Here is a 23,023-nt window from a genome sequence, read left to right as displayed (position 1 = left end):
TATCCTCTACGTAGCATGGATGAGAAGGTTGCCGGCGCCATCGCAGCGCGCCGCAAAACCCGGCGTGACAATGGTGGTCGTGTCAGCCTGCTCGATTACGGCAGGTCCTTCGACACGGTCTCCATCGCGTATGTCGTCGCGACTGAAAACGGAAGCGACATGAGGCCGCCCGCTATGAAAGATCGGTCGTTGGCCGGTGGGCTCCAGTTTGGCGGAGTTGGTCCGTTCTCTTGCCGGTGGCAGCATGGGTTTCCGCCTCCGCCCGACGACCTTGACCCGCAATGACACAAGTTCAACCGCCGACCCGGGATCGCTGTTGTGATACAGCGTCTCGTAGGTATCGTGAAAATTCTGCGCCAGCAGCTCTGGCGTCAGGGCGTCCACCTCCAGCGTTGCCGGCAACGTGACGTCGACATCGAAAGATTGGCCGCGATACCGCATGTTTGCAGAACGCAAGACTTCGACACGTTCGATTATCGGGCTTTCCGAAGCGAGGCTGTTGCGTCCCTCCTGCTCTAGCTGGCGATAAACCTCGCGCAAGACCCCGGAATCCAGTTACGCCAGCGGACGCCTCAAACTTCGGATGAAGTTATATTGATAGTCAGCAATAGTCGCTCCCAGAGCGCACATGGTGCCTGGCGATCGCGGCACGAGAATTTGTTTTATGCCGACCTCTTCGGCCAAAAGGCAGGCATGCGTCGGCCCGGCACCGCCAAAAGAGATCAACGTGAAATCGCGTGGATCCAAACCCCGCTTGGTCATCATCGGAAGAATTGCGCTGGTCATCGTGGCGGTAGCCAGACGCAGAATGGCCTCGGACGCAGCTTCGACAGAGCAGTCCAGTCGGCTGGCAATGCGACCCACCGCCGCCAAAGCGTTCTCACGCTTCAATGGCAGGTTCCCCGCAGCGAATTTGTCGGGGTCAATGTAGCCGGCAACCAAGTAAGCGTCGGTGACTGTCGTCTCGGTGCCGCCACGGTCGTAACAGGCTGGCCCCGGATCGGCGCCTGCACTTTGCGGACCCAATTTAAGGATTCCAAACGGATCGAACCATGCGATGGAGCCGCCCCCGGCTCCCACTGCGAAAACATCGACCGTTGGCATGACGATTGGAAAATCGCCGACCGCCGCATCGGTGGAGTAGACCGGCTCCCGGTCTCGAATGATTGAAAAATCGGCGCTGGTGCCGCCGATGTCCAGCGTCACCGCGTCGCAAATGCCGCTCAGCGCCGCGACATAGGCTGCGCCGACCACGCCTGACGCAGGTCCGGACAGCATGGTGTTCACGGGTTTTACCTTGGCGCTGGACGCGCTGAGAATGCCGCCATTCGACTGAGTGATCTGCAAGGCGGTATCGAGCCCCACCCGCTGCGTGTCGATAGACAGGTCATCAACATAGCGGCTCATGATCGGCTGAACGTATGCATTCAGCGAGGCTACACTTGCCCGCTCGTATTCACGGATTTCCGGCCAAAGGTCGGATGAGCACGAAATGTAAAGCTCAGGCCGCACCTCACGTAGCCGATCGGCGATCTTCTTTTCGACCGCCGGGCCTCTGTAAGACCCCAAAAGGCAGATCGCGACACTTTCTATCTCGGCGGGCAGGCTCGAGATCGTCGCCTCTATCGCGTCATCGGCAACCGAGAAGTCCTCGTCATCCCCACGCGCCGGGATCTCAAACACGTCCTGCCGCGCGACTATGGCATCCGGCAGCGCGGCCTTCAGATTAAAGATGTCAGGCTTTCGCAGCCTGGCAATTTCCAGGATATCTCGATTTCCCTGGCTGACGATCAGCGCACCTCGCGCGCCGCGCCGCTCCAGGACCGCGTTCAGCGCGATCGTCTGGCCGTGCACGAAATAGGTGATCGCATCCGCCGGCCGGCCGATCGAAGCCATCAATTCGCTGATGCCGCGTGCCACGGCTTTCGACGGAGAACTCGGCGTGCTTGCGACCTTGTGAGCGTGCGATGCGCTGCCGTCATGAGACAACAGGCTGAGGTCCGTAAAGGTGCCACCGATATCGATTCCGAGCTGGAAACAGTCTTCGCTCACATCGTCCTCCCAAACTCAGGCGAATTACTTATTAAATAACTCAATCACATATTACGTAAATCAAGTCAACTGACGGTCCGGGCGCTGGACGAAAAAAAGCGGCGAATTTTCGCCGCCGCGCGCTTTTTTGTCTGTGAGATCAGAAATCCAGTCCGAAATCGACCGTGCCAGCCGAATGGGTCAACGCTCCCGATGATATGTAATCAACTCCCGTTGCAGCGATCTCTTGCAGCCGGTCGATGCGTACATTGCCGCTCGCTTCGGTCTTCATCCGACCGTCGTCTATCCGGCGCACGGCCTCTGCCATGTCCTGGGTCGACATGTTGTCAAACAGAATGACATCGGCGCCTCCTGCCTCTAACACTTCATCCAATTGCCCAAGCCCGTCGATTTCGATCTCGACAACGACCATATGCCCCGCAGAACGCTTGACCGCTTCCAGAACCGGCCTGATTCCTCCGGCCGCGGCGATGTGATTATCCTTGATCAGGATGGCGTCCGATAATGAGAACCGGTGATTATGGCCTCCACCGTGAAGAACAGCGAGCTTCTCGACAAGCTTCATGCCTGGCGTCGTTTTTCGGGTGCACGTTATTCTGGCTCCGGTCCCTTCGAGAGCCTGCCCGTATGCAGCTGTAAGCGTTGCCGTCCCTGAAAGTCGGCCCGCGAAGTTCAGCGCCACACGCTCGGCAGCGAGGATCGACGACGCCAGTCCCTCGACTTTCAAAAGCGTATCGCCGGCTTTGCAAGCGGAACCGTCCGCAACGACCGTTTCAATCTTCAGGGTGGGATCGATCAGACGAAACGTCAGGGCTGCAACTTGCATACCGGAAACAACCGCGGCCTGCCTGGCTTTCAGTTCGGCCCGATAACGCGTGGTTTCCGGAAGAACGGCACGCGTCGTAACGTCGCCGGCGCCTCCTAGATCCTCCATGATGGCGTTTCGGACCATAGGCTCCAATATGATGTCCGGAACCCTAGCAAAGCTGTTCACTGTGTTTGCTCCTTCTCGGTTGTCACCGCGCACTCGCCGGTCTCACAACGAGGGGCGCCTGCCTGCAGGATCGCGGATGCCCTCGTCGGCTGCTGTCAAATGAATACAATCGACGGCAAACCCATGGAGTGGCGCCGTGCCGGGACGCCACCCGACCGCAAACTTATTGGCCCAGCAAATTGATGTGGATGTTCTTTTCGTGAGTGAAGGAAATCAGCTCTCCGATCCCTTCTTCCCGTCCGATACCGGATTGCTTCACCCCACCGAAGGGAGCCCCCAGGAAATGGCGGCCGACCTCGTTGACCCAGACAAAGCCTGCCTCGACGCGTGCAGCCGTTCGATGCGCGGTAGCGAGATCGCGTGTCCATATTGCGCAGGTCAGGCCAAGCTCGAGCGCATTGACCTCTCTCAGCATTTCGACTTCGTCGCTCCACTTCCGAATAGCCAGTACAGGACCAAATATTTCTTCGCGAGCGATCCTCATGTCCGGTGTCACATCGGCGAAGATCGTCGGCGCGATGAAACAACCCTCGGCCAAAGCGCCATCGGTCACCGCGTGCCCGCCCGTCACCGTACGCGCGCCCTCGTTCACGGCCGACTCGATGAAGCTCAGCACGCGATCGAATTGAGTTCGGCTGACAATAGCTCCCATGGTTGTCGTCGGATCGGTCGGGACGCCCGGCTTGTAACGCTCGACTGCTTTAGCCAGGAGAGAAACGACCTCGTCGTGAATGTCTTCATGAACAAAGGCTCTGCTGGTCGAACCGCATGACTGTCCGCACCAGCCAAAGTTCATTCCGGCAACGATCGCATCGGCGATCTTCTTGGGATCGCTGTCCGGATAGGCGATCAAGGCATTCTTGCCGCCCAATTCCAGCAGGACAGGTTTAACTGTGGCGCTCGCACTGCGCATCACCGCGCGCCCGGCCGGCACCGAACCAATCAGCGTTACCTTGGCCACGCCTGGATGCTCGGCCAAACCCGCACCGGCTTCAACACCGCCAGGCAAAACGCTGAAGGTGCCCTTCGGCAACAACCCTTCAACGATTTCGGCGAGGCGAAGAGCCGAGAGAGGCGCTTGCACCGGCGGCTTGATGATAACGGCATTGCCCGCCGCAAGGGGCGCAGCCATCTTACCGCCGCAGAACATGAAAGGATGATTGAAGGCAAGGATACGTGCGACCACGCCGAGCGGCTGGCGCGATGTCATGTTGACGCGGTCCGGCCCCATCGGAATCGTGTCGCCTTTCATCTCGGTCACGAGGCCTGCAAAAAAGTCCATTTGAGCCGCCGCAATCGCGGCATCCCCGCGCATTTCCGTATAGGGATTCCCGCAATTCGCGGCGTCGATCAGTGCGAGTTCGTCTCCATGCTTACGGAGAAGGGTAGCAATTTCCTTCAGGATCCGTGCCCGCTCCAGGGGCAAAACATCACGCCATTCATGGAACCCTTTGAGCGCTTCCGCCACCGCTCTATCGACATCGGCACGACTCGCGGTGGCGACCATGCCAATCGGCTGGCCGGTTCCCGGATTCAGCGTTTGTTCGTAGCTGCCTTCGACCGGTGGAACCCATGCGCCACCGTAATAAAGATCGGCCTGTTTCGAGAGCTTCAGGTTCGCGTCAAGGTTCAAGGTGTCCATCAGATTTGTCCTCCTGCATGCACACCTGTTATCTTAGAGTTCTAATTACTGTCAATCGGAGAACGCATCCGTCGCCAACCGGAGGCGCCGCAGATGGGACAAATGTTCCATGGCCTTTGCGTCTGGGGCTCGTCTGCCGCTGCCAATCCGATGCCGAACACCGCACCGGCGGTACCGCACCGACCGATCAGCTGGACGCAGCCGATCCTGGCCGAGTTCTGTTTCCAAGGGCCAGGCATGGCGGCGCCATCGCTCCGGGGCATTTGCCGGAAATGTCCGGCGCGCGCCACGAGCAGCACCATGTTCGACCTGAAACTCGGAGAGAAGGACCCCTCGAAATTGGCACCCGATTTGACCAGGGAACGAAATCGCTCCCAAAGTGGCCCGAGACCCCTCAGCCGACCATTTCCTCCGCACGCTTGTGCAACAGCCTCGCCAATAAATCGGCGGGGCTGTCTTCGTTGAAGGTGAACCTGCGCGTAATCCCTACCGAACCAGCCATATAGTCCGACCTGAGTTCGATTGCCGCTAGCGTGCCCCGCCGCAATTCGCGCTCAACGACCCCGCGCGAGATAAACCACAGCATGTCGGATTGTTCGACCAGAGACAGCGCCAAGGGAAGGGCCACCGTCTCGAAGGCCGGAACAAGCCCGCTCAGTCCCTGCGCGACCAGATACTGATCCACGATCTGTCGGATGATCGCTCCGGGGTTCGGGGCTATCAGCGGAAAAGTGGTCAGCGCCTTTGGCGCGGGCATTGCCAGCGCGGGATGATCGGCCCGCGCCACGAGGAGTACCGGCTCGTCATAAAGATGTTCGAAGGTCAGGCCCGGCATGTTCTTGGCTGACGGCATTCGCCCAACCATGAAGTCAATCCCCCCCGATCGCAGCATCTCCAACAAATAGCGGTTAGGCCCGGTGATGATTCCAACCCGCGCATCCCGATGCGTGCGATGATAATCCAGTGCAACCGTTGGAAAAAATCCCCCCGCAACCGTGGGCAACACCCCGACTTTGACCAATCCGACCGGAACTTTTCCCGAAAGATCGCGCACCCCCGCCTCAAGACTCTGTAGCGCGGCCAATGCATGCGCGCGAAAGCCCTCTCCTGCCGGCGTAAGGATTGCGCGCCTTCCGGTCCGTTCGAATAGCGCTGTCCCTAAAATGGTTTCGAGCTCATTGACCGTTTTGGACAATGCGGGCTGCGAGACATTGCGCACCCGCGCAGCAGCTGAAATCGTGCCACTCCGCGCGACCGCTAGAAACGCCTCGATATGGCGCAGTTTCAAACCAGGTGGTATATTCATTTGGTTATATTTTTGGCACGTTTTTGTATTTTTCGAAACCTAAAAATTATGTGAAGGATTGCTCGGGAGGGACCGATGCAAGCACTAACACGCGACTGGGGAATAATGCACACCAATCACCGTTCCGGTGAGGGCAGCCAGCTGGTTTTCGTCAATTCACTCGGTACGGATCTGCGGATGTGGGACGCGGTGGTAGCAGCCCTGCCGACCGACTGGGCCTGTTTGCGCATGGACAAGCGCGGTCACGGCCTGTCCGAAACCGCCCCTCCCGGCTATGGCATTCCGGAACTGGCCAGCGATGTTTTGGCCGCGATGGATCAGGCGGCCATGGATCGCGCAGTCATCGTCGGTTGCTCTGTCGGGGGGCTGATCGCGCAACACATCGCTTTAATGGCTCCAGAACGCGTTGACGGCCTGGTCTTGTCCAACACCGCATCGACGCTGGGTGCCGCCGAGGGCTGGCACACGCGTATCGCGGATGTGCGCGAACACGGCATGGCAGCGATGGCCGAGGGAATTCTGCCACGGTGGTTTGGACCAAAGATGCTCGCGGACAACAAAGCGTTTTTGTGGCACACACTTTTGGCACGCACATGTCAAGAAGGGTACATCGCCACCTGTGCCGCGATTGCCGGCACGGACATTTCTGATCGTCTGGGTGAAATCACACAGCCCACGCTGGTACTCGGCGGCAAGTACGATCTGGCAACCCCACCTGAAGTGATCGAAGCGCTTGCCGTCAACCTTCCATTCGCCTGTTTGGTGATGTTCGGAGACACCGGGCATTTGCCTGCGATTGAAGCGCCTGATGCTTTTACCGAAGCGCTGACGCAGTTTGTAGAAAGGATTAGCGAATGAACAACAGATTCGATCAGGGCATGAAGACCCGGCGCGAGGTTTTGGGCGATGCCCACGTGGATCGTGCCGAGGCAAAGAAGACTGAATTCGACCTGCCGTTTCAAACCCTCATCACCGAGGGGGCTTGGGGTGTAGTGTGGTCCTCGGACAAAATCTCGCGCAGAGAGCGGTCCATGCTGACCATCGCGCTTCTGGCGGCGACAGGCAATTTCGATGAAATTCCGATGCATATCCGGGCCACCGCGCGCACGGGCACGTCAAAAGACGATGTCGCGGAAGCGCTGCAGCATGTGGCTATCTATGCGGGAGTTCCAAAAGCAAACCATGCCCTGAAACTTGCCAAGGAAACCTTTGCTGAAATGGAGGAGAGAGAATGACTGGCCTATCGAACCGGGATCAAGGACCACTAATCCCGCGCAATCGTGCAATCCATCCCAACCCTTACGATGTCGGTTACAAAACGAGCGTAACACGCTCGCCCAACCTGCCGCTTCTGTCGATGGAAAGTTCCCCGTCGGAAGAGACGGGCCCGACCTTCGGTCACAGCAAGCTCGGTCCGTTGGACAACAATCTGGTTCTAAACTGGACCAAGGGCGCAGCTCCGGCTGTGGGGGAACGTATTCTGATGCATGGTCGCGTGCTGGACGAGATGGGCCGACCCGTACGCAATACGCTAATCGAGATTTGGCAGGCCAACGCGGGCGGGCGTTACCGCCACAAGAAAGACACTTACTTTGCTCCGCTCGATCCAAATTTCGGTGGCTGCGGCCGGACCATCACAGACGAAAACGGCTATTACGAATTCCTCACTGTGCGTCCAGGAGCTTACCCTTGGCCGAACGGCGGCAATGACTGGCGTCCGATGCATATCCACATATCTATTTATGGCAACAGCTTCGGCCAACGCCTGATCACCCAGATGTATTTCGAGGGCGATCCGCTCATCAATCATTGTCCGATTGCCGCTACGATCAAGGATCGCAGTCAGCTTGACCGTCTCGTCGCACCGCTCGACTTCTCGAAATCCCGGCCGCTCGATTTCCTCGCCTATAAATTTGACATCGTGTTGCGCGGTCGCCGCCAAACCATGTTTGAGAATAAACTGGAGGGCATGTGATAATGGTACAGAAACTCGACAACTTGATCGAAACTCCGTCCCAAACGGCTGGACCTTATGTTCATATCGGCTTGATGCCGACCTATGCGGGCAATGCCGGCTATTATCACGAAGAGATCGGCACCACCCCCATACAGGGCGACGTGAAGGGCGATATCATTGAGATCGTAGGCTCGGTCTACGACGGCACGGGTTGGGCAATGCGGGACGCACTGATCGAAAGCTGGCAGTGTGACGCGGGAGGTATTTTCCCGGGCACCGAAGGAGCCGATCCCGCCTTTACCGGCCATTGTCGTTTTGCCGCGGATGCGGACTCTGGTGAGTTCACGCTGCGCACGGTCAAACCCGGCCGTTACAAAGGCCGTGGCGGTGTCGAAAGTGCGCCGCATATCTCTCTTTGGGTGGTGTCCCGCGGGATCAACATCGGCCTCAACACTCGGCTTTACTTCGAGGATGAGGACAATTCGAAAGACCCGCTGCTAAACCGGATAGAACAGCGCCATCGCGTGGAAACGCTCGTCGCAAAGAAAACCGGCGAGGGCAAATACCGCTTCGACATTCGTCTCCAGGGCGAGGGAGAAACCGTCTTTCTCGATATCTAGAGCATCGTGCGATATTTCCGGTTTGTTTTGCCAAGGGGGCGGCATGGGTCGCCCCTTTAATTCAGGGCCTTTTTTGTGAGCTTATCTGTTTTCGACCACCCTTGGCTCTCCGGTCTTTTTGGCGATGCGGAGATGGCCAGGATATTGTCGCCGGAACGCCAGATTAGACATATGCTGGCCTTCGAGGCAGCGTGGTCGCGCGCTTGCGCAAAGGTCGGGTTGTTTGATGCGGATACGGCCGAGACAGCGGCGGAGGCAATCGAAACAGCGGAAATTGACCTGGACGACATTGCCAGGGGCATGAGTCAAGACGGGGTTCCGGTTCCGCGGCTTGTAGATCAGTTGAAAGCCGTTTCCCCGGATAACGTGGTGCACAAGGGTGCAACCTCACAAGATGTGATGGACACCGCGCTGGCACTGACGTTGCGCGAAGCATCCGACCTATTATCTCAGCGCCTGGTAGCGCTTTATCGCAGTTTCGAGGACGTAGAGAAACGTTTTGGCGATGAGCCTCTTATGGGACGTACCAGGATGCAGTCGGCCACCAAGATCAAGGTACGCGATCGGGTTCAAACGTGGAGATTGCCGTTGAACGACCACTTGGCGCGGCTGTCCGAATTGCGGCCCCGCGTGGAAAAGGTTCAGATCGGAGGCGCTTCCGGCGATCGGAAAGCACTGGGTCAAAAAGCCGATAGAGTAGTTGTGGAGATTGCCGCCGCACTCAGGCTAGCCCCGACTGATAAAGCATGGCACGCGACACGCGACGGAGTGGCGGAATATGCAGGCTACCTGTCGCTTGTCTCCGGTACGCTCGGTAAATTCGGCCAGGACGTGGCATTGATGAAGCAGCAGGGCATCGAAGAAATAACGCTGTCTGGAGGAGGAGGCTCCTCGGCAATGCCGCATAAGAAAAACCCTATCGGCGCAGAGTTGCTGGTGACGTTGGCTCAGTTCAACGCTGTGCAGGTCTCAGCCATGCACCATTCGGTGGTGCATGAGCAGGAACGATCGGGCAAGGCCTGGACGCTTGAGTGGATGGTGTTGCCGCAGATGCTGATGGCAACCGCAAGGGCCATTGCTGTTGCCCATACCATCTGCAAAAGTATTGAGCATATTGGATCCATGCAAAGCTAAGTTGAGTTTCCGAGGTTTTCTCGATTGAATGAGACGTTTACGGCTCAGCCAGCATCGGGACTGTCAGACAAGTTGATCTGAGATCCCTTTTCCTCCGCATTAGCGCGGAGTCCTTTGGTCGATGCGCTGAGACCGAAGTCTGGAGCGCTGGAAGCCGGCGTTTTTCCGACTTCGATCACGATGACGGGCTGGTTGCCTCAGCGGGATTTTGCAACGCGGCGCTCGAGTTCCTGGCAAACGCAGCTCTGATCCGCTCCATCAATTGTTTTTGCGCTTCAGTGAATACGGCCTGGCTGTTGTAAACGAGATAGAGTGGCATTGATAAACTGATTTCGGGAGTTTTCACGAAACGCAGCCCGTATTGGTTCATGTCAGGCGGGAGCGCGCTCTCGAAAACGAAACCCACTCCTACGTCAGCTCGGATAGCCTTCAGAATCGGTTCCGGATGACCGAATGCCATTACGCTATTCGTTCTGAACAATCCCACTGTCCGAAGCGCTTCATCGATTAGTTCTCGGGCAATCTGACCTCGGGGAGGTGTTACGAGAGGTAAGGACGAAAGCTCTTGAAGCCCGGCCACGTCTTGGACCAGGTCGCTTTCGATAGCCGCGACCAGGTAGAGAGGCTCTCTCCAAAGCAATTCAATTTCAAGCTTGGACGTGTCCTTGTTTGGGTTGATCAGCGTCACCCCAAAATCGCATTCGCCGTTCAAGACCGCCTCAGTCGCCAAATAGGGTGTCAGGACCGACACAGAAACCTTGTGCGATGGGTTTGATCTATGATTTTCGAGTATTATATCCGGTAGCTTATAAGTCCCCACGACCATCGACGCTGCGATCTTCGTTCTCTCCAGACCGCCATTGTTGATGTCCACAAGGTCGAGAAACATCTCAGAACTGCGATGCAAGATCTCGGATGCCCAAGTATATATCCGTTTTCCGGCATGGGTCAGCTCTATGTTACGACCGACTTTCTGCACCAACTGAGCGCCAACACTTTCCTCCAGACCGCGCAGATGCGCCGTCACCGCAGGTTGAGCAATATTAAGTTGCTCCGCTGCGCGCGTTACACTGTTGAGTTGAGCGACCTTGCAGAAAACATTGAGTTTGTGGAGTGTCAAATTCCTTGAACGCAGAAAGCTGTTTGGCAGCTGCAAATCTACGTTTTGCAAAAGCGACTTAGACATACCTGCTCTTCCCCTCAACCTGCACGCTATCGAAATCGACGCTTCGAAAACGCTTTATCTGAAAGCAGGCCGACGCCGGACAACAGCTTATTCTTATCACTCAATACATAACCTGAACAATATAAATCATCGCCAAATTCATATTGGACAATCATCGTCGCAGTACACCACGATTTCGCAGATCAAGGCGCGCCGCCAGGCACGTCATATCGAGAAAAAAAGCAAAGAGATCCGCTTTTCGGCTCAGGCGACTGACTTTGAGCCTTACCAGTTAAAGGGGTTGGACATGGAGGAGAGACCCAAGGTGACCATGCATGGCTTTGGAAGAAAATTCCCGGCAGGCTGAAGCATTTGCGCAGCTGGCGTGACTTCAAGAGCTGTGTGACTGGCTCGCGGAGACCAGGCCGACCGGCCAAATGAATACTCGCTAGAAAATGCAGGAAAACGACGCGCCAAGTGGATGCGCACGTCTGCGGAATTGCCAATTCAAGCATGGCGCAAAGGGGAGAATTACATGCGAGGCGTAACGTTTCCCGGGGATCGCAAGGTTGAAATCATGACATTCGATGATCCGACTCCAGGGCCGGGAGAGGTCGTGATCGAAGTTAAGGCGTCAGGTCTGTGCGGGAGCGATCTGCACGCCTATCGGGCACCGTCAGACGATCAGGCATTTCGTGAGCTGGCCAAGGGAAAACCTTACGAGACCATGCGCGACAACGGGCCAATGATCGGAGGCCATGAACCTTCCGGTGTTGTGGTTGCGGTCGGTCCGGGAGTGAGCGAGCGTGTCGCCCGCATCGGCCAACGCGTCATGATACATCACTATTCCGGCTGTCACATATGCGACCAATGCCGGACGGGATGGCCTCAAATTTGCGAGACCATGGTTCCCGATATCTATGGTTGGACCGCACATGGCGCGCATGCCAAATACATGAAATGCGCAGCTCATACGCTGGTTACGCTCCCGGACAGCCTTTCGTTCGAAGCCGGTGCGGCGATCGCATGCGGCTCAGGCACTTCTTACTCAGCTCTTCGCAAGGTCCAGCCGAATTCGAGCCATACGGTTGCAATATTCGGCCAGGGTCCGGTCGGGTTATCCGGCACCCAGTTCGCTGCCGCAATGGGCGCACGGGTTATCGCACTCGACGTTAACGCAGAACGTCTCGAGATGGCCAATCGCTTCGGCGCCGCCGAAACGATTAACCCTGCGGATACAAATGCGGTCGAGGCGATCAGGGATCTGACACACGGCAAAGGCGCACATTTCTCGATCGAAACATCGGGGGCGCAGCAGGCGATAACCGATGCAATAAAGTGCCTTCGGCTGTGGGGAACCGCTGTGTTTGTCGGACTGGGCAGGCCGGCGTCAGTCGATTTTTCCGCCGACGTGATTTTCAGGCAGATCAATGTGGTCGGGTCTTTCACCTTCTCAACGAACATCATGGAGGAATGCGGAACGTTCTCGGTGGATCGCGGCGTCGACGTCGAGGCAATTTTCTCCAATCGCTGGACGCTCGATCAGGCCGGAAAAGCTTATGAGCTTTTGGACAAACAAGCGTCTGGAAAAGGAGTGATCGTTTTCTAGGGAACCGAATGGATCGAGACGAGAACCAAACCGAATTCGGGAGTTGTATTCGGTCGGTTCTTTGGGGGCAAAGTATCCATCAGCCATGTGCTTAAAATAAAACAGGAGGAACGCAGATGAAAAACATAATATACGGCCTTGTCGCGTCAATTGTACTGCCACATGTCGCGACGAACCATGCGATGGCGGCCGATTTGAAAATCCTTTCAAGCTGGGATCAGAGCTATGCCGCCGTCGGTGAGGTTTTGATGCCATTTATGGAGTATCTCGAAAACGAGACCACCGAAAATCTGAACTTATCCAGGTTTGGTCCCGAAACGGTACCGCCTTTCGAACAGTTCAATCCGGTCGCGCAAGGCGTATTCAATATGCTCTATACAAATGGAGGATATCACTACAACGATATTGCCGTTGGTATGTCTTTAGACGCATTAAGCGGTTCCAGCGAAGAACTTCATGACTCCGGCATTTGGGATTTCGCCGACCAAGAATACCAGAAAGTCGGACTGAAACTGATCGCCGTGTTCTATGATCGCAACGGCTTCCACATGCTCCTGAAAGAGCCTCTGGGTGAAGACGCACTGAATGGCCGTCGCATCCGGGGAACTCCACTTTATCATCCCGTGATCGAGAAACTCGGCGGCTCTCCGGTTGTTCTGCCTGGGCCGGAAATCTACCCCGCACTCGAACGTGGGGTAGTCGATGGTGCCGCATGGCCGACCGTCGGCGCGGTGAACTATCGCTGGTTCGAGGTTGCCGATTACTTCGTGCGGCCGACCTTTGGCCAAGTCAGCCATATGCTTTTGATGAATCTCGATACATGGAACAGCCTCGATGAAACAACCAAAGCTGAGATCGAGGCTGCGGCACTGGCTTATGAGAAAGAAAGCTCGACAATTTTCGATGGTCTTGCGACGACCGAAATGGAGATGCTGATCGCCGAAGGAATGGAAGCCACCGATTTCCAGCCCGAATTTGCGGCCACGCTCAAAAGCGCCTGGTTCAACGGCGTGACGGAGTTGGCGAGTACCGTCAACCCCGAAGCGATTGCCGAAATTCGGACCATGGCAAACAAAGCCAATATCTCAGACTGACCGCAGATGCAGATGGTTGCCCCTCTGGGGCAACCATCTTTCACGCTAACAACGGAGTCAGGGATGAGGGCTTTGTTCCACCGTTCGTTCAGGACGCTTTTGCGCCTTCACGACGTTACTATCAGTATCGGCTACCAACTCGGATCTATGGCACTCGCTGTTATCGTTGCGATTTTTGCCTATGAAGTCGTGATGCGATATTTCCTGGGCGCACCGACAAAATGGGCAAGCGATTCAGTCTCTTTTCTTCTGCTGATTTCCGTTTTTCTTGTCATTCCCCATGTCACCCGAATCCATGGGAACGTTTCGGTTTCTATATTTCTTGACGTGCTCGACGAACGCAAAGCCAGGATATTGCGAAGGTTCGGTTTTCTCGTCGGTGCCGGGGTTTGTCTTTGGACAGCGTATATTTTCTTTGGTGAAACCCAACGATTGTACATGCGGGGGACCGTCACGCTCACAACAATCCAGTTTCCAAAATGGATCTTATTCTCATTTGTTTTCCTGGGCATGTTGAATACCGGCCTGAGTTTTCTGCGCATGGCGTTCGGGCAAAGCTTTCAAGGCTCAAAGGGGCAGTTCCAATGATCGAGGGAATTCCAGCTGTTCTGGTTGGCGTGGGACTGCTATTGCTGGCGATGGGCAGCGGCATGCCGGTCTTCGTGGCTTTTCTCGTTGTCAATCTCGGGGCTTCGATGCTGCTGTTGGGACCGGCAGGTTTCGGCATGTTCTCGGGTAGTTTCTTCGAAACGGCGACCAGTTCCTCCCTGGTGACGATCCCGTTATTCATTCTTATGGGCGAGTTGCTTTTCAGGAGCAGAGCCGTCGAGGTTCTTTTCCAGTCGATCGATACGCTGGTTGGGCGCGTCCGCGGCCGGCAGTTTATTTTGTCCATAGTGCTCGCCACAGTCTTCAGCACATTGTCAGGGGCCGCCATGGGCGTTGCGGCAATGCTCGGTCGTTCTTTGTTGCCGGGCATGGTTTCCAGGGGGTATGACGCGCGTCTTTCTATCGGCACGATCCTCGCGGGAGCCAGCCTCGCGCCGCTGATACCGCCCAGTGTGCTGGTCATCATAATCGGCACCCTGGCCGGTGTGTCCATCGCAGGTCTCCTTATTGCCGGGATTATTCCGGGGCTGGTTTTCTCTTTGCTATTTGCGGCCTACGTGTTCATCAGAATTTGGCGCAATCCGGCACTCGCCCCTGTGGATGAGGATGCTAAAAGCCGACCCAGTCTCCTTGAGGCGGCGACGGCGCTTATAAAACTTCTGCCGTTCACAATTATTATCGCACTGGTGATGGGGCTGATCCTGATGGGCGTCGCCACACCGACCGAAGCGGGAGCAATGGGGGTGTTGGGCTCGCTGATGACCGCTGCCATTTACCGGAACCTCAGCATTCGAATGGTCGTGGAGGCGGTAGGAGAGTCAGCCAAGATCTCGGCCATGATCCTCATCATCATGGCAAGTTCCAAGCTGTTCAGCCAACTGCTTGCATTTTCGGGAGGGGCTTCGGCCCTGACGCAGTGGATCGTCGAATTGCAGGTATCGTCATGGTTCATGCTCTTCATGCTGATGCTCCTGCCATTTATACTGTGCATGTTTATCGACCAGATCGCGCTGATGCTTATCGTGATCCCGATCTACCTGCCGATCATCGACAGGTTCGAATATGATCCGATCTGGTTCTGGCTCCTGTTTTTGGTGAACATCACCGTCGGCGGCATAACCCCGCCATTCGGTTACACCCTTTTCGCCCTAAAGAGCGCCTGGAACGAAGGATCCCTGTCATCGGTGTTTGCTGCGGCCTGGCCTTTTGTCGGGTTGTTCGTGATTGGCATGGTGATTCTTGCGTTGGTTCCAGGGTTGACGACTTTTTTGCCATCAATGCTCTGATCCGATCCGGAACGAATGCCGAGATTTAAACCACGGCATGACAACCGGTTGAGATGACGGTGAAATCGTCACGCCCGGTTTGAGCTTTCTTGCGAAACATGACGGGTATGCCGGGAGACAGAAATGAAAGATGAACTCAAGAAATATCGAATGTTTATTGGTAACAGCTGGCGTGACAGCGCGTCAAAGGAAACCTTTCTGAGCTATAATCCGTATTCCGGAGAACCGTGGGCGGAAATTCCGCGTTGTGACGAACGCGATGTCAACGATGCCATCGAAGCTGCGCATTGTGCACTTTACGCCGGGGTCTGGGGTAAGATGTCTCCGACCGAGCGCGGAGCATTGATGAGAAAACTCGCCGGTCTTGTTGAACGCGACGCCGATCATCTTTCAGCGGTGGAAGTTCGCGACAACGGAAAGCTTTTGGCAGAGGTAGGTGGTCAGATCCGCTATATTCCCCAGTGGCTGTATTTTTATGGCGGGCTGGCCGACAAGATCAACGGGGCGGTGGTTCCGATCGATAAGCCGGATATGTTTGCATACACGCTTCGCGAGCCGGTGGGCGTCGTTGCGGCAATCGTACCGTGGAATTCGCCGCTCATGCTGATGATGTGGAAGCTGGCTCCGGCTTTGGCCGCAGGCTGCACGCTAGTGATCAAACCATCAGAGCACACGTCGGCTTCAGCGCTTGAATTCGCCGCCCTGGTTAAAGAGGCGGGATTCCCGGAGGGGGTGATCAATATCATTACGGGGTTTGGGCAGGATGTCGGAGATCCGTTGACCTCGCATCCGAAAATTTCAAAGGTCGCGTTCACGGGTGGCGAACTGGCAGGCCAGAAGATAATGCAGAATGCCGCTCCGACCTTCAAAAGATTAACGTTGGAACTGGGCGGAAAATCAGCGCAGATTGTCTTTCCCGATACGGATCTGGAGGCGGCTGTCGCGGGTGGAATCGCGGGAATTTTCGCGGCCACGGGACAAACCTGCATCGCGGGTTCTCGCCTGCTCGTACATGAAAGCATCTATGACGATTATCTGGAAAGATTTGTAGGGCTCGCAAAAAAAACGAGGATGGGTGATCCAATGGACCTGACAACCCAAGTCGGTCCGGTGACGACAAGGCCACAATACGAACGGATTCTCTCTTATATCGATATTGCCAAATCCGAAGGTGCGAGATGCGCCTTGGGCGGTGCTCCAGCCGAGCGTCCGGAATGCGGGAACGGTTGGTTCGTCGAGCCGACGGTTTTCGCCGATGTGGACAACAAGATGCGTATTGCACAGGAGGAAGTATTTGGTCCTGTGGTGTCGGTCATCCCATTCAAGAATGACGACGAAGCTTATCAATTGGCAAATGACACCGCCTATGGTCTGGCAGCCGGCGTTTGGACAAGCAGTATTAAACGCGCGACCGTTGCGCCCAAACGTCTGCAGGCGGGAACTGTTTGGGTAAATACATATCGTGCCGCCAGTTTCCTCATGCCGTTTGGCGGCTTAAAAACGTCGGGTCTTGGCCGCGAGAACGGGATTGAGGCCATCGATCCCTATCTTGAAACCAAATCGGTTTGGCTTTCCTATAGTACTGAGATTAGCAATCCATTCGTCATGCGCTAGGTCTCGGTCAGGAATTAATCATTTGATGTTGGCAGGCAGCCCTTCGGCAACGTTGCGCCGCTTGCCCGATACACCACCCCGACAAGCGCAATCCGCCTCGTCGGCGGACAAAAGGAGATCCGGTCAAATGGTGCAGAGTTATCTGCACCATGATCTGCGTCTCCAGCTCATGGGAGGAGCAGGAAACATGCGCTACTCTACCTTGAGGCGGTCGACGGCGTTGGCTTCGCGCAGCCAGTCGAAAAGTGCCGTAAGCTGCCGGTCGCGTTCCATGATGGTCTCGCTCCGATCACCCTCGAATGCATACCAACCCTGCCCCGTCATGAGGCCGAGATCGCCCCGCTCCACCAAGTCCCGAAGCGCCTTTCGCCCCTTGTAGTTTTCGTCACCCGTCTGCTCGTAAAGAGAATCCGTCACCGCCAGGGCGGTTTTCTTCGAAACGATCAGATCCTCCGTCAATAGCGGTCCCCAAAGGGCAAGCCGGGGCCCGAGGCTCAGGCGCACGGCAGCGTCGATATCATCGCGGCTGGCAAGACCCTCGTCGACTAGCCGGTAGACTTCGGTCAGCATCGCGAACTGGATCTTGTTAATCAGAAAGCCGGGCCGTTCGGGACAGGCCACCCCCACATGATCGATGGAATGGATAAACGCGCGCGCCCAGTCGATCAGCTCGGGCGGAGTGAAGCTGCTGTGGATGATCTCAATCACCGGGATGATGTGGCCCGGCGTGATATAGTGAATTCCGAGAACACGCTCACGACTGGAGACACCTTCGGCGATGTCGGAAATGAGAAACGAGGAGGTGTTCGAGGCCAGGACAACATCCGGCGGACACAGCCGATCCAGTTCCTCGAAGACAGCCTGCTTCGTCTCAAGCACCTCCTGCACCGCCTCATGCACCATGAAGGCGCCGGCAACCGCATCCTTCAGGGACGACACGGTGGCGACGCGGTTCACCATCGCCTCGACTTCGGTGCTGTCATCGGAAAAGCTTGCAGCGATGGGCCGCGCACGTTCGGCATAACTTTCGAGCATGGCTGCCTGACTGTCGCAGATGACCACGTCATAGCCGTGGCGCGCATAAAGCGTTGCGATCACGCACCCCATGAAACCCGCACCGACAACGCAGACGCGACCACCCGAAGGCGGCGCAGAAGCAATCCTCCCGGCCATCAGTGCACCGCCGCATACATGATGCGTTCCTCTGTGGCATCTTCGGGTGTGAATTCTTCGACGATACGCCCGGCCCGGCAAACGAGGATGCGGTCGGATATATTCATGATTTCAGGTAGGTAAGACGAGATTACCACGACGGCGATTCCTTCTTCTGCCAGCGTATTGATCAGATGGTGGATTTCCGAGATCGCCCCCACGTCGACGCCGCGCGTCGGCTCATCGAAGAAGATCACCTTCGGCTTCTGAACCAGCGACCGCGCGATCACGACCTTCTGCTGATTACCCCCAGACAGCTCGATGACGCGCGCATTGGAATTGATGGCCCTGATGTTGAGTTTCCGCGTCCATTCGGCGGCCATCTCCTTGATCTCGGAATAGTTGAGGAAGAGGCTCGAACTGACATTGGCAGCCTGTGCAGCACGATGAATGTTGTCGGCGATCGACATGCTTTCATAGAACCCCTCGACCTTTCGATCTTCGGTCACATAGACGATTCCATCCTGTACGGCCGGGCGCGGGGTCCGGTAGCGAATGGGCTTGTTCTCGAGCCTGACCTCGCCGCCATGAAAGAAGTCGCGCTTGTAGATGCCGGAGATCACCTTGGCGGCTTCGGTGCGCCCGGAGCCGATCAGGCCGAATATGCCGGTCACCTGGCCGCCATAGATCGAAAACGACGTGTTCTTGACGACCCGCGACATGGAGAGGTTCTGCACCGACAGGATTTTCCGGCCCGGCCGGCGGATCTTGTCTTCCCCGTGGCTGTGATAAAGATCGTCCGACAAGGTGCGGCCCACCATGGCCTGAACGATCTTTTCCCGGTCGAACTTGTCGACGGTATCGCTCACCACCAGTTCACCATCCCTGAGAACGGTGATCCGATCGGCGATGCTCAGCGCCTCCTCGAGGGCGTGACTGATAAAGATCACCGCGACACCCCGCTGCCTGAGGTCCTTGACCAGCGCAAAGAAATGCCGCTTTTCCTCGGGCGTGAGCGTGGCCGTGGGCTCGTCGAAAATGATCACCCGGGCGTTCTGCCGCACCGCCCTTGCGATCTCCACCATCTGCTTCTGGGCGGCGCCGAGCGTCCCGACATCGGCCCAGGGGTTCACCTGGAAGTTCAGCGATTGCATGAACTGCTGGGCGCTGATGTAGATGCCGCGAAGACGGTTGAAGAGTTTCTCCTCGCCCAGGAAGAGGTTCTGGGCGACCGTCATGCTGGGAACGAGGCTGGTTTCCTGAAACACCATGGCCACACCATGCGACAAGGCTTCGCCGGGCGTCATAAAGGTAACCGGCCGGCCGTCGAGCAGCATCATGCCCTCGGTCAGTTGGGTGACCCCCGCCATCATCTTCGTCAATGTGGACTTGCCCGCCCCGTTCTCGCCCAAGAGGGCGTGAACCTCACCGGGCATGAGCGTGAAATCGACGTTTCGGACCGCTGCAACCCCGCGATACTCCTTGGTCACGGACCGCATTTCGATCAGTTTGGATGTCTCCATGATCCTCTCCCTATATCTTCGCTCGCACGACGATATCGCCACCCCTGCACGTCATCAGCAGGCCATCGCCGGTGGGGAGGCAACTGGTGACGCCGTGACGCACTCCGTCCGCTCGGGAGTGCAGGCTCTCGACGGGATGCCCGTTGCCATCCAGACGCACCGCAATCCCCAGCGATCGCGATGGCGCCCAGGGCTTGAGTTCCCCGAGCTGCTTGAGGCTGCCGCCCTGCATGGGCTCGAGATAGGACTGCGGGTGATGCAGGGAGGGCGCGATCCAGTATTCAGGGTCGATCGTATCCACCATGCGACGACGGTATTCGTCTTCGCGCAGGACGAATTCGATAAGTTGCGTGCGCGGAGCAAAGATTGAAAGCCAAAAGTCTCCGCCCTCGCGCTCGTGTGCCATGCGTGCCGGATACCCCGGCAGTTCATCGACAACGACCCCGATTTTCCCATCCGGCGAGATCCGCAGCAGGCGATGACGCCAGCTTTCCGAAACGACGATATTGCCGTTTTCGGTCACGTGGACGCCATATGGGAAAGCGAGTTCTTGCGCCATACAGGCCGCTGCGCCACTGCCAAGGTCGATTTTCCAGACAGACCCGCTGGCGCTGTGTGTCATCAGATCGACCTTCCAGTCGCTCATTCCGTGATCCTGGCTGCCCAGACAGACGAACAGGGTATTGTCATCGGCAAAGGCAAGGGCGGAAGGGGACACGATGGGCAGATCTCCCAGTTTGGTGAACTCGCGTCCGTCATGCGCTCCGCCCCGGATGACGAGACGCCCCTCGTCAAGCCCCAGGGCCAGCATGCCCGACGGATGAGCCGCCAGACACACGATGTCGCTTGACGCCGTCCAGAGAGTATCGATGGTTTTCGATGGGCTCAGGCCCAGCAACCGGGCGCCGGACGACAGCAGGATGCCATCCGTTCCTAACGCGATATTGTCCGGAGCCGTCACGGCGGCCATTTCCTCGGCTTCATCGATGCGGGTGTTGGGACGCAATGCCCCGTCCATCGGTGGCAGGGTGATGGCGGCGCTGCCGCTGCCGCGGAAGCGGTCGAACATACGGGCAAAGAGGTTACTCACCGGACTTGCCTCCCCAGTAATGGCTGATGCCTGTCCATTCCATGTCGGCTCCGGGAATGTCGTAGACACCGATCCGGTCGTTGAAGAGCCCTCCCAGGAACAGACGTCCCTTGTGCTCCCGGATCGACGTGATCGAAGGATGCTTGATGCCGTCGCGATCCCAGAGCACGTCGAGCACCTGACCGGTCAGATCGAATTTGAAGACGCATCCTGAATTCATGTTCGGATACATCCATTCGTCGCTTGCCACGCGGTAGACCATGCGCCGGCGGAGCTGCGGCATTCGCTGGGCGAGGTCGAAGGTGGGCGATCTCATGCCGATGATGGCGCACCAGAAGGTGCCGTCGGAGGCCTTGTTGATATTGTCGGGGTAACCTGGAAGATCCGGTATCACGACTTCTCTTTGTCCCTTGCGGGGGCCGTCGAACCAGTATCGGCTGATCCGACAGCCCCAGGTCTCCGCGAAGAGGAAGGATTCGCCGTCACCCGCCATCGTGATTCCGTTTGGAAACTGCAGCTTGGGCAAAATAGTGCGCGATGACCCGTCACGCGGGTCGTAGCAAATGATGCGGCCATTGCCCCGCGATTCCAGTGCGTCGAGCACCCAGTCGTGAATCTCGTAGCGGATCGTGGCTTCCGAAAAGAAGATCCGGCCGTCCGGCGCGATGTCGAGATCGTCGGCGAGCCGCATGCGCGAGTCGTCGATGATCGAAAACATGGACCGGTTCGTCTCGTCCGAGAGCTTTACGGGCTTGCGATCCTTCGTAACCTTGTAGAGCCCCATCCCGCCGACACAGACGACAAGTTCCCGGTCCCGGTTGAACGCCATTCCCAACGGATGGCCGCCGATATGTACGTAGACCTCATGTCGTTGGTAGTCGGGCGCAAAGAACCGGATGATGTCGCCATGCCGGCTGCCGCAGTAAAGATTGTCGTCCTCGTCGAGGATGATGTCCTCGGGCCCGTCGAGCTCCCCCTTGCCGATCGGTTGCGCAGAGGCGAGCTTGTTGTTGACCTCATAGGGCGAACCGGACCCTTCGGCGGTGGGCGGGCACGGCGGCAGGGCAAAATAGGTGGGTGAGACATAAGCGCGATTGAGGATCTTGAGGCGGTTCTTCATCCACTTCACGTCTATGGCCACGGCCACGAGCAGAATGAGACCCAACACGAGGTCGCCGGCGCCGGTGCGCAAGCCCATGCGCACCAAGGCATTGGTGACCATGACCACTATGACGGTTCCGATAATCGCCTTCGCGACCGACCCGCGCCCGCCGCCCAGACTGTTACCTCCGAGGACCGCGGCAGTCAGGATAACAATCTCCAGCCCGACGCCGACGGAGCCGCCTATGCTGCCGAGTCGCGAGGCATAGAACAAGGCGGCTGCCGCTGTGAAGACCCCCGACAGGATGTAGGTCTGGGCCACGATCCACTTGACCGGCAGGCCGATATTGTAGGCGGAACGGCGCGACCCGCCGACAGCGCTCAGATGCCAGCCGAACCGCATGCGAGTCATCAATATATGGGTCAGGATCGCCACAATGACGGCAACGAACAGCGAGAGCGGCATTCCCAGGATCCGGGCTGAGCCCAGATAGTCCCACATTGGCACCGGCGTTTCCGAGTAAGAGGCATCGACACCGTAGTTCAGGGACAGCAGCTCCACTATGGCGCGTACGAGGATGAGCGTGACCAAGGTGGTCAGAAACGCGCGAAGCCCGAGGAATCCGACGAGGACTCCGTTCAACGCCCCGACGAGACCGCCAAGTGCCAGAACGGCCGGGATGACGACGATCAGCGGCATTCCCAGGGCATTGACCAGATAAAGCGCGCAGAAATTGCACAGGGCGAAGACCGATCCGACGCTGAGATCGATGCCGCCGGCTTTCAGAACCAGCGTCATACCGATGGCGACGAACAGATATTCCGCCAGGAGTTCGCCCATCGTGCCGAGGCTTCCTATCGCCAGGAAGTTCGGGATGATGAAGGAAAAGACGGCGACGGCGATGGCAAGGAACATGAACGGGATCGCATTGTCGATCCAGTTCTTCGACAGGATCTCGCCCATGACGTGGTCGGGAAACAAGCGATATCGCCAGCGCAAATAGGCTTCGCGCGCACTCATACGTATACTCCGGGGGTTTTGGCTTCGGACGATCGTCGCCAGATAGGTCGATCG

Annotated in this window: 20 protein-coding genes; 10 read left to right on the top strand and 10 right to left on the bottom strand. The window is 57.2% G+C overall.

Annotated elements, in window-relative coordinates; genetic code table 11:
• Positions 1–6 precede the first annotated feature (6 nt).
• From FIV03_RS07180 to FIV03_RS07160, 5 genes are all read right to left on the bottom strand, one after another.
• Positions 7–540 carry a hypothetical protein gene (locus FIV03_RS07180; RefSeq protein WP_152505200.1) on the bottom strand — a complete coding sequence of 178 codons (534 nt, stop codon included), beginning with the start codon at positions 538–540 and terminating at the stop codon, positions 7–9.
• Positions 541–555: 15 nt separating this feature from the next.
• Positions 556–2,052: a hydantoinase/oxoprolinase family protein gene (locus FIV03_RS07175; RefSeq protein WP_152505199.1), complete on the bottom strand. Its 1,497-nt coding sequence runs from the start codon at positions 2,050–2,052 to the stop codon at positions 556–558.
• 139 nt (positions 2,053–2,191) lie between these two features.
• Positions 2,192–3,046 (bottom strand): carboxylating nicotinate-nucleotide diphosphorylase, encoded by an 855-nt coding sequence (gene nadC / locus FIV03_RS07170; protein WP_152505198.1) that lies wholly within the window; start codon positions 3,044–3,046, stop codon positions 2,192–2,194.
• 163 nt (positions 3,047–3,209) lie between these two features.
• Complete coding sequence (locus tag FIV03_RS07165; protein ID WP_152505197.1) at positions 3,210–4,688, bottom strand: aldehyde dehydrogenase family protein; 1,479 nt, start codon at positions 4,686–4,688, stop codon at positions 3,210–3,212.
• A 394-nt stretch (positions 4,689–5,082) separates the two neighbouring features.
• Positions 5,083–5,994 carry a LysR substrate-binding domain-containing protein gene (locus tag FIV03_RS07160; RefSeq protein ID WP_152505196.1) on the bottom strand — a complete coding sequence of 304 codons (912 nt, stop codon included), beginning with the start codon at positions 5,992–5,994 and terminating at the stop codon, positions 5,083–5,085.
• A gap of 75 nt (positions 5,995–6,069) precedes the next feature.
• Between FIV03_RS07160 and pcaD the strand changes: the two genes are divergently transcribed.
• The 5 genes from pcaD to FIV03_RS07135 all read left to right on the top strand — a co-directional run bounded on the left by pcaD (position 6,070) and on the right by FIV03_RS07135 (position 9,705).
• Positions 6,070–6,852 carry a 3-oxoadipate enol-lactonase gene (gene pcaD / locus FIV03_RS07155; RefSeq protein ID WP_152505195.1) on the top strand — a complete coding sequence of 261 codons (783 nt, stop codon included), beginning with the start codon at positions 6,070–6,072 and terminating at the stop codon, positions 6,850–6,852.
• On the top strand, positions 6,849–7,229 hold the full coding sequence (gene pcaC, locus FIV03_RS07150; RefSeq protein WP_152509090.1) for a 4-carboxymuconolactone decarboxylase: 381 nt from the start codon (positions 6,849–6,851) through the stop codon (positions 7,227–7,229). The genes pcaD and pcaC overlap by 4 nt, the downstream gene beginning before the upstream one ends.
• Positions 7,226–7,969, top strand: a complete 744-nt coding sequence (gene pcaH / locus FIV03_RS07145; protein WP_152505193.1) for a protocatechuate 3,4-dioxygenase subunit beta — start codon at positions 7,226–7,228, stop codon at positions 7,967–7,969. The genes pcaC and pcaH overlap by 4 nt, the downstream gene beginning before the upstream one ends.
• 2 nt (positions 7,970–7,971) lie before the next feature.
• On the top strand, positions 7,972–8,571 hold the full coding sequence (pcaG, locus tag FIV03_RS07140) for a protocatechuate 3,4-dioxygenase subunit alpha (protein ID WP_152505192.1): 600 nt from the start codon (positions 7,972–7,974) through the stop codon (positions 8,569–8,571).
• Positions 8,572–8,646: 75 nt separating this feature from the next.
• Positions 8,647–9,705 carry a 3-carboxy-cis,cis-muconate cycloisomerase gene (locus FIV03_RS07135; protein ID WP_152505191.1) on the top strand — a complete coding sequence of 353 codons (1,059 nt, stop codon included), beginning with the start codon at positions 8,647–8,649 and terminating at the stop codon, positions 9,703–9,705.
• 175 nt (positions 9,706–9,880) lie between these two features.
• Here the strand turns inward: FIV03_RS07135 and FIV03_RS07130 are convergent, their stop codons facing one another.
• Positions 9,881–10,891 carry a LysR family transcriptional regulator gene (locus FIV03_RS07130; RefSeq protein WP_152505190.1) on the bottom strand — a complete coding sequence of 337 codons (1,011 nt, stop codon included), beginning with the start codon at positions 10,889–10,891 and terminating at the stop codon, positions 9,881–9,883.
• Between the two features lie 514 nt (positions 10,892–11,405).
• On the opposite strand from FIV03_RS07130, the gene FIV03_RS07125 reads away from it, so the two are divergent.
• The 5 genes from FIV03_RS07125 to FIV03_RS07105 all read left to right on the top strand — a co-directional run bounded on the left by FIV03_RS07125 (position 11,406) and on the right by FIV03_RS07105 (position 17,082).
• Positions 11,406–12,479, top strand: coding sequence for a zinc-binding dehydrogenase (locus tag FIV03_RS07125; RefSeq protein ID WP_152505189.1), 1,074 nt, complete (start codon positions 11,406–11,408; stop codon positions 12,477–12,479).
• Positions 12,480–12,595: 116 nt separating this feature from the next.
• Positions 12,596–13,573, top strand: a complete 978-nt coding sequence (dctP, locus tag FIV03_RS07120; protein ID WP_152505188.1) for a TRAP transporter substrate-binding protein DctP — start codon at positions 12,596–12,598, stop codon at positions 13,571–13,573.
• 63 nt (positions 13,574–13,636) lie between these two features.
• Positions 13,637–14,161, top strand: a complete 525-nt coding sequence (locus FIV03_RS07115; protein ID WP_173013794.1) for a TRAP transporter small permease — start codon at positions 13,637–13,639, stop codon at positions 14,159–14,161.
• Complete coding sequence (locus FIV03_RS07110; protein ID WP_152505186.1) at positions 14,158–15,468, top strand: TRAP transporter large permease; 1,311 nt, start codon at positions 14,158–14,160, stop codon at positions 15,466–15,468. Before FIV03_RS07115 ends, FIV03_RS07110 begins: the two co-directional genes overlap by 4 nt.
• Positions 15,469–15,591: 123 nt before the next feature.
• On the top strand, positions 15,592–17,082 hold the full coding sequence (locus FIV03_RS07105) for an aldehyde dehydrogenase (RefSeq protein ID WP_152505185.1): 1,491 nt from the start codon (positions 15,592–15,594) through the stop codon (positions 17,080–17,082).
• Positions 17,083–17,274: 192 nt separating this feature from the next.
• Here the strand turns inward: FIV03_RS07105 and FIV03_RS07100 are convergent, their stop codons facing one another.
• The 4 genes from FIV03_RS07100 to FIV03_RS07085 are packed head-to-tail and all read right to left on the bottom strand — an operon-like array spanning position 17,275 to position 22,969.
• On the bottom strand, positions 17,275–18,255 hold the full coding sequence (locus FIV03_RS07100) for a 3-hydroxyacyl-CoA dehydrogenase family protein (RefSeq protein WP_152505184.1): 981 nt from the start codon (positions 18,253–18,255) through the stop codon (positions 17,275–17,277).
• The gene (locus tag FIV03_RS07095) at positions 18,255–19,757 is read right to left on the bottom strand and encodes a sugar ABC transporter ATP-binding protein (protein ID WP_152505183.1); all 1,503 of its coding nucleotides are present in this window, start codon (positions 19,755–19,757) and stop codon (positions 18,255–18,257) included. Before FIV03_RS07095 ends, FIV03_RS07100 begins: the two co-directional genes overlap by 1 nt.
• 10 nt (positions 19,758–19,767) lie before the next feature.
• The gene (locus FIV03_RS07090) at positions 19,768–20,847 is read right to left on the bottom strand and encodes a strictosidine synthase (protein WP_152505182.1); all 1,080 of its coding nucleotides are present in this window, start codon (positions 20,845–20,847) and stop codon (positions 19,768–19,770) included.
• On the bottom strand, positions 20,840–22,969 hold the full coding sequence (locus FIV03_RS07085; protein ID WP_152505181.1) for an SMP-30/gluconolactonase/LRE family protein: 2,130 nt from the start codon (positions 22,967–22,969) through the stop codon (positions 20,840–20,842). Before FIV03_RS07085 ends, FIV03_RS07090 begins: the two co-directional genes overlap by 8 nt.
• Between the last annotated feature and the right edge of the window lie 54 nt (positions 22,970–23,023).

Origin of the sequence: Labrenzia sp. THAF187b, assembly GCF_009363375.1 — a bacterium.
Lineage (GTDB): Bacteria > Pseudomonadota > Alphaproteobacteria > Rhizobiales > Stappiaceae > Roseibium > Roseibium algicola.
This window is presented reverse-complemented; position numbering and strand designations above follow the sequence as displayed.

What these genes read in the sequence shown, in the direction of transcription:
- FIV03_RS07160 (WP_152505196.1), bottom strand. Translation starts at nt 5,994, where the DNA reads ATGAATATACCACCTGGTTTGAAACTGCGCCATATCGAGGCGTTTCTA.
- FIV03_RS07105 (WP_152505185.1), top strand. Translation starts at nt 15,592, where the DNA reads ATGAAAGATGAACTCAAGAAATATCGAATGTTTATTGGTAACAGCTGG.
- pcaC (WP_152509090.1), top strand. Translation starts at nt 6,849, where the DNA reads ATGAACAACAGATTCGATCAGGGCATGAAGACCCGGCGCGAGGTTTTG.
- FIV03_RS07110 (WP_152505186.1), top strand. Translation starts at nt 14,158, where the DNA reads ATGATCGAGGGAATTCCAGCTGTTCTGGTTGGCGTGGGACTGCTATTG.
- dctP (WP_152505188.1), top strand. Translation starts at nt 12,596, where the DNA reads ATGAAAAACATAATATACGGCCTTGTCGCGTCAATTGTACTGCCACAT.
- FIV03_RS07115 (WP_173013794.1), top strand. Translation starts at nt 13,637, where the DNA reads ATGAGGGCTTTGTTCCACCGTTCGTTCAGGACGCTTTTGCGCCTTCAC.
- FIV03_RS07085 (WP_152505181.1), bottom strand. Translation starts at nt 22,969, where the DNA reads ATGAGTGCGCGCGAAGCCTATTTGCGCTGGCGATATCGCTTGTTTCCC.
- pcaD (WP_152505195.1), top strand. Translation starts at nt 6,070, where the DNA reads ATGCAAGCACTAACACGCGACTGGGGAATAATGCACACCAATCACCGT.
- pcaH (WP_152505193.1), top strand. Translation starts at nt 7,226, where the DNA reads ATGACTGGCCTATCGAACCGGGATCAAGGACCACTAATCCCGCGCAAT.
- FIV03_RS07130 (WP_152505190.1), bottom strand. Translation starts at nt 10,891, where the DNA reads ATGTCTAAGTCGCTTTTGCAAAACGTAGATTTGCAGCTGCCAAACAGC.
- FIV03_RS07125 (WP_152505189.1), top strand. Translation starts at nt 11,406, where the DNA reads ATGCGAGGCGTAACGTTTCCCGGGGATCGCAAGGTTGAAATCATGACA.
- FIV03_RS07165 (WP_152505197.1), bottom strand. Translation starts at nt 4,688, where the DNA reads ATGGACACCTTGAACCTTGACGCGAACCTGAAGCTCTCGAAACAGGCC.
- pcaG (WP_152505192.1), top strand. Translation starts at nt 7,972, where the DNA reads ATGGTACAGAAACTCGACAACTTGATCGAAACTCCGTCCCAAACGGCT.
- FIV03_RS07095 (WP_152505183.1), bottom strand. Translation starts at nt 19,757, where the DNA reads ATGGAGACATCCAAACTGATCGAAATGCGGTCCGTGACCAAGGAGTAT.
- FIV03_RS07100 (WP_152505184.1), bottom strand. Translation starts at nt 18,255, where the DNA reads ATGGCCGGGAGGATTGCTTCTGCGCCGCCTTCGGGTGGTCGCGTCTGC.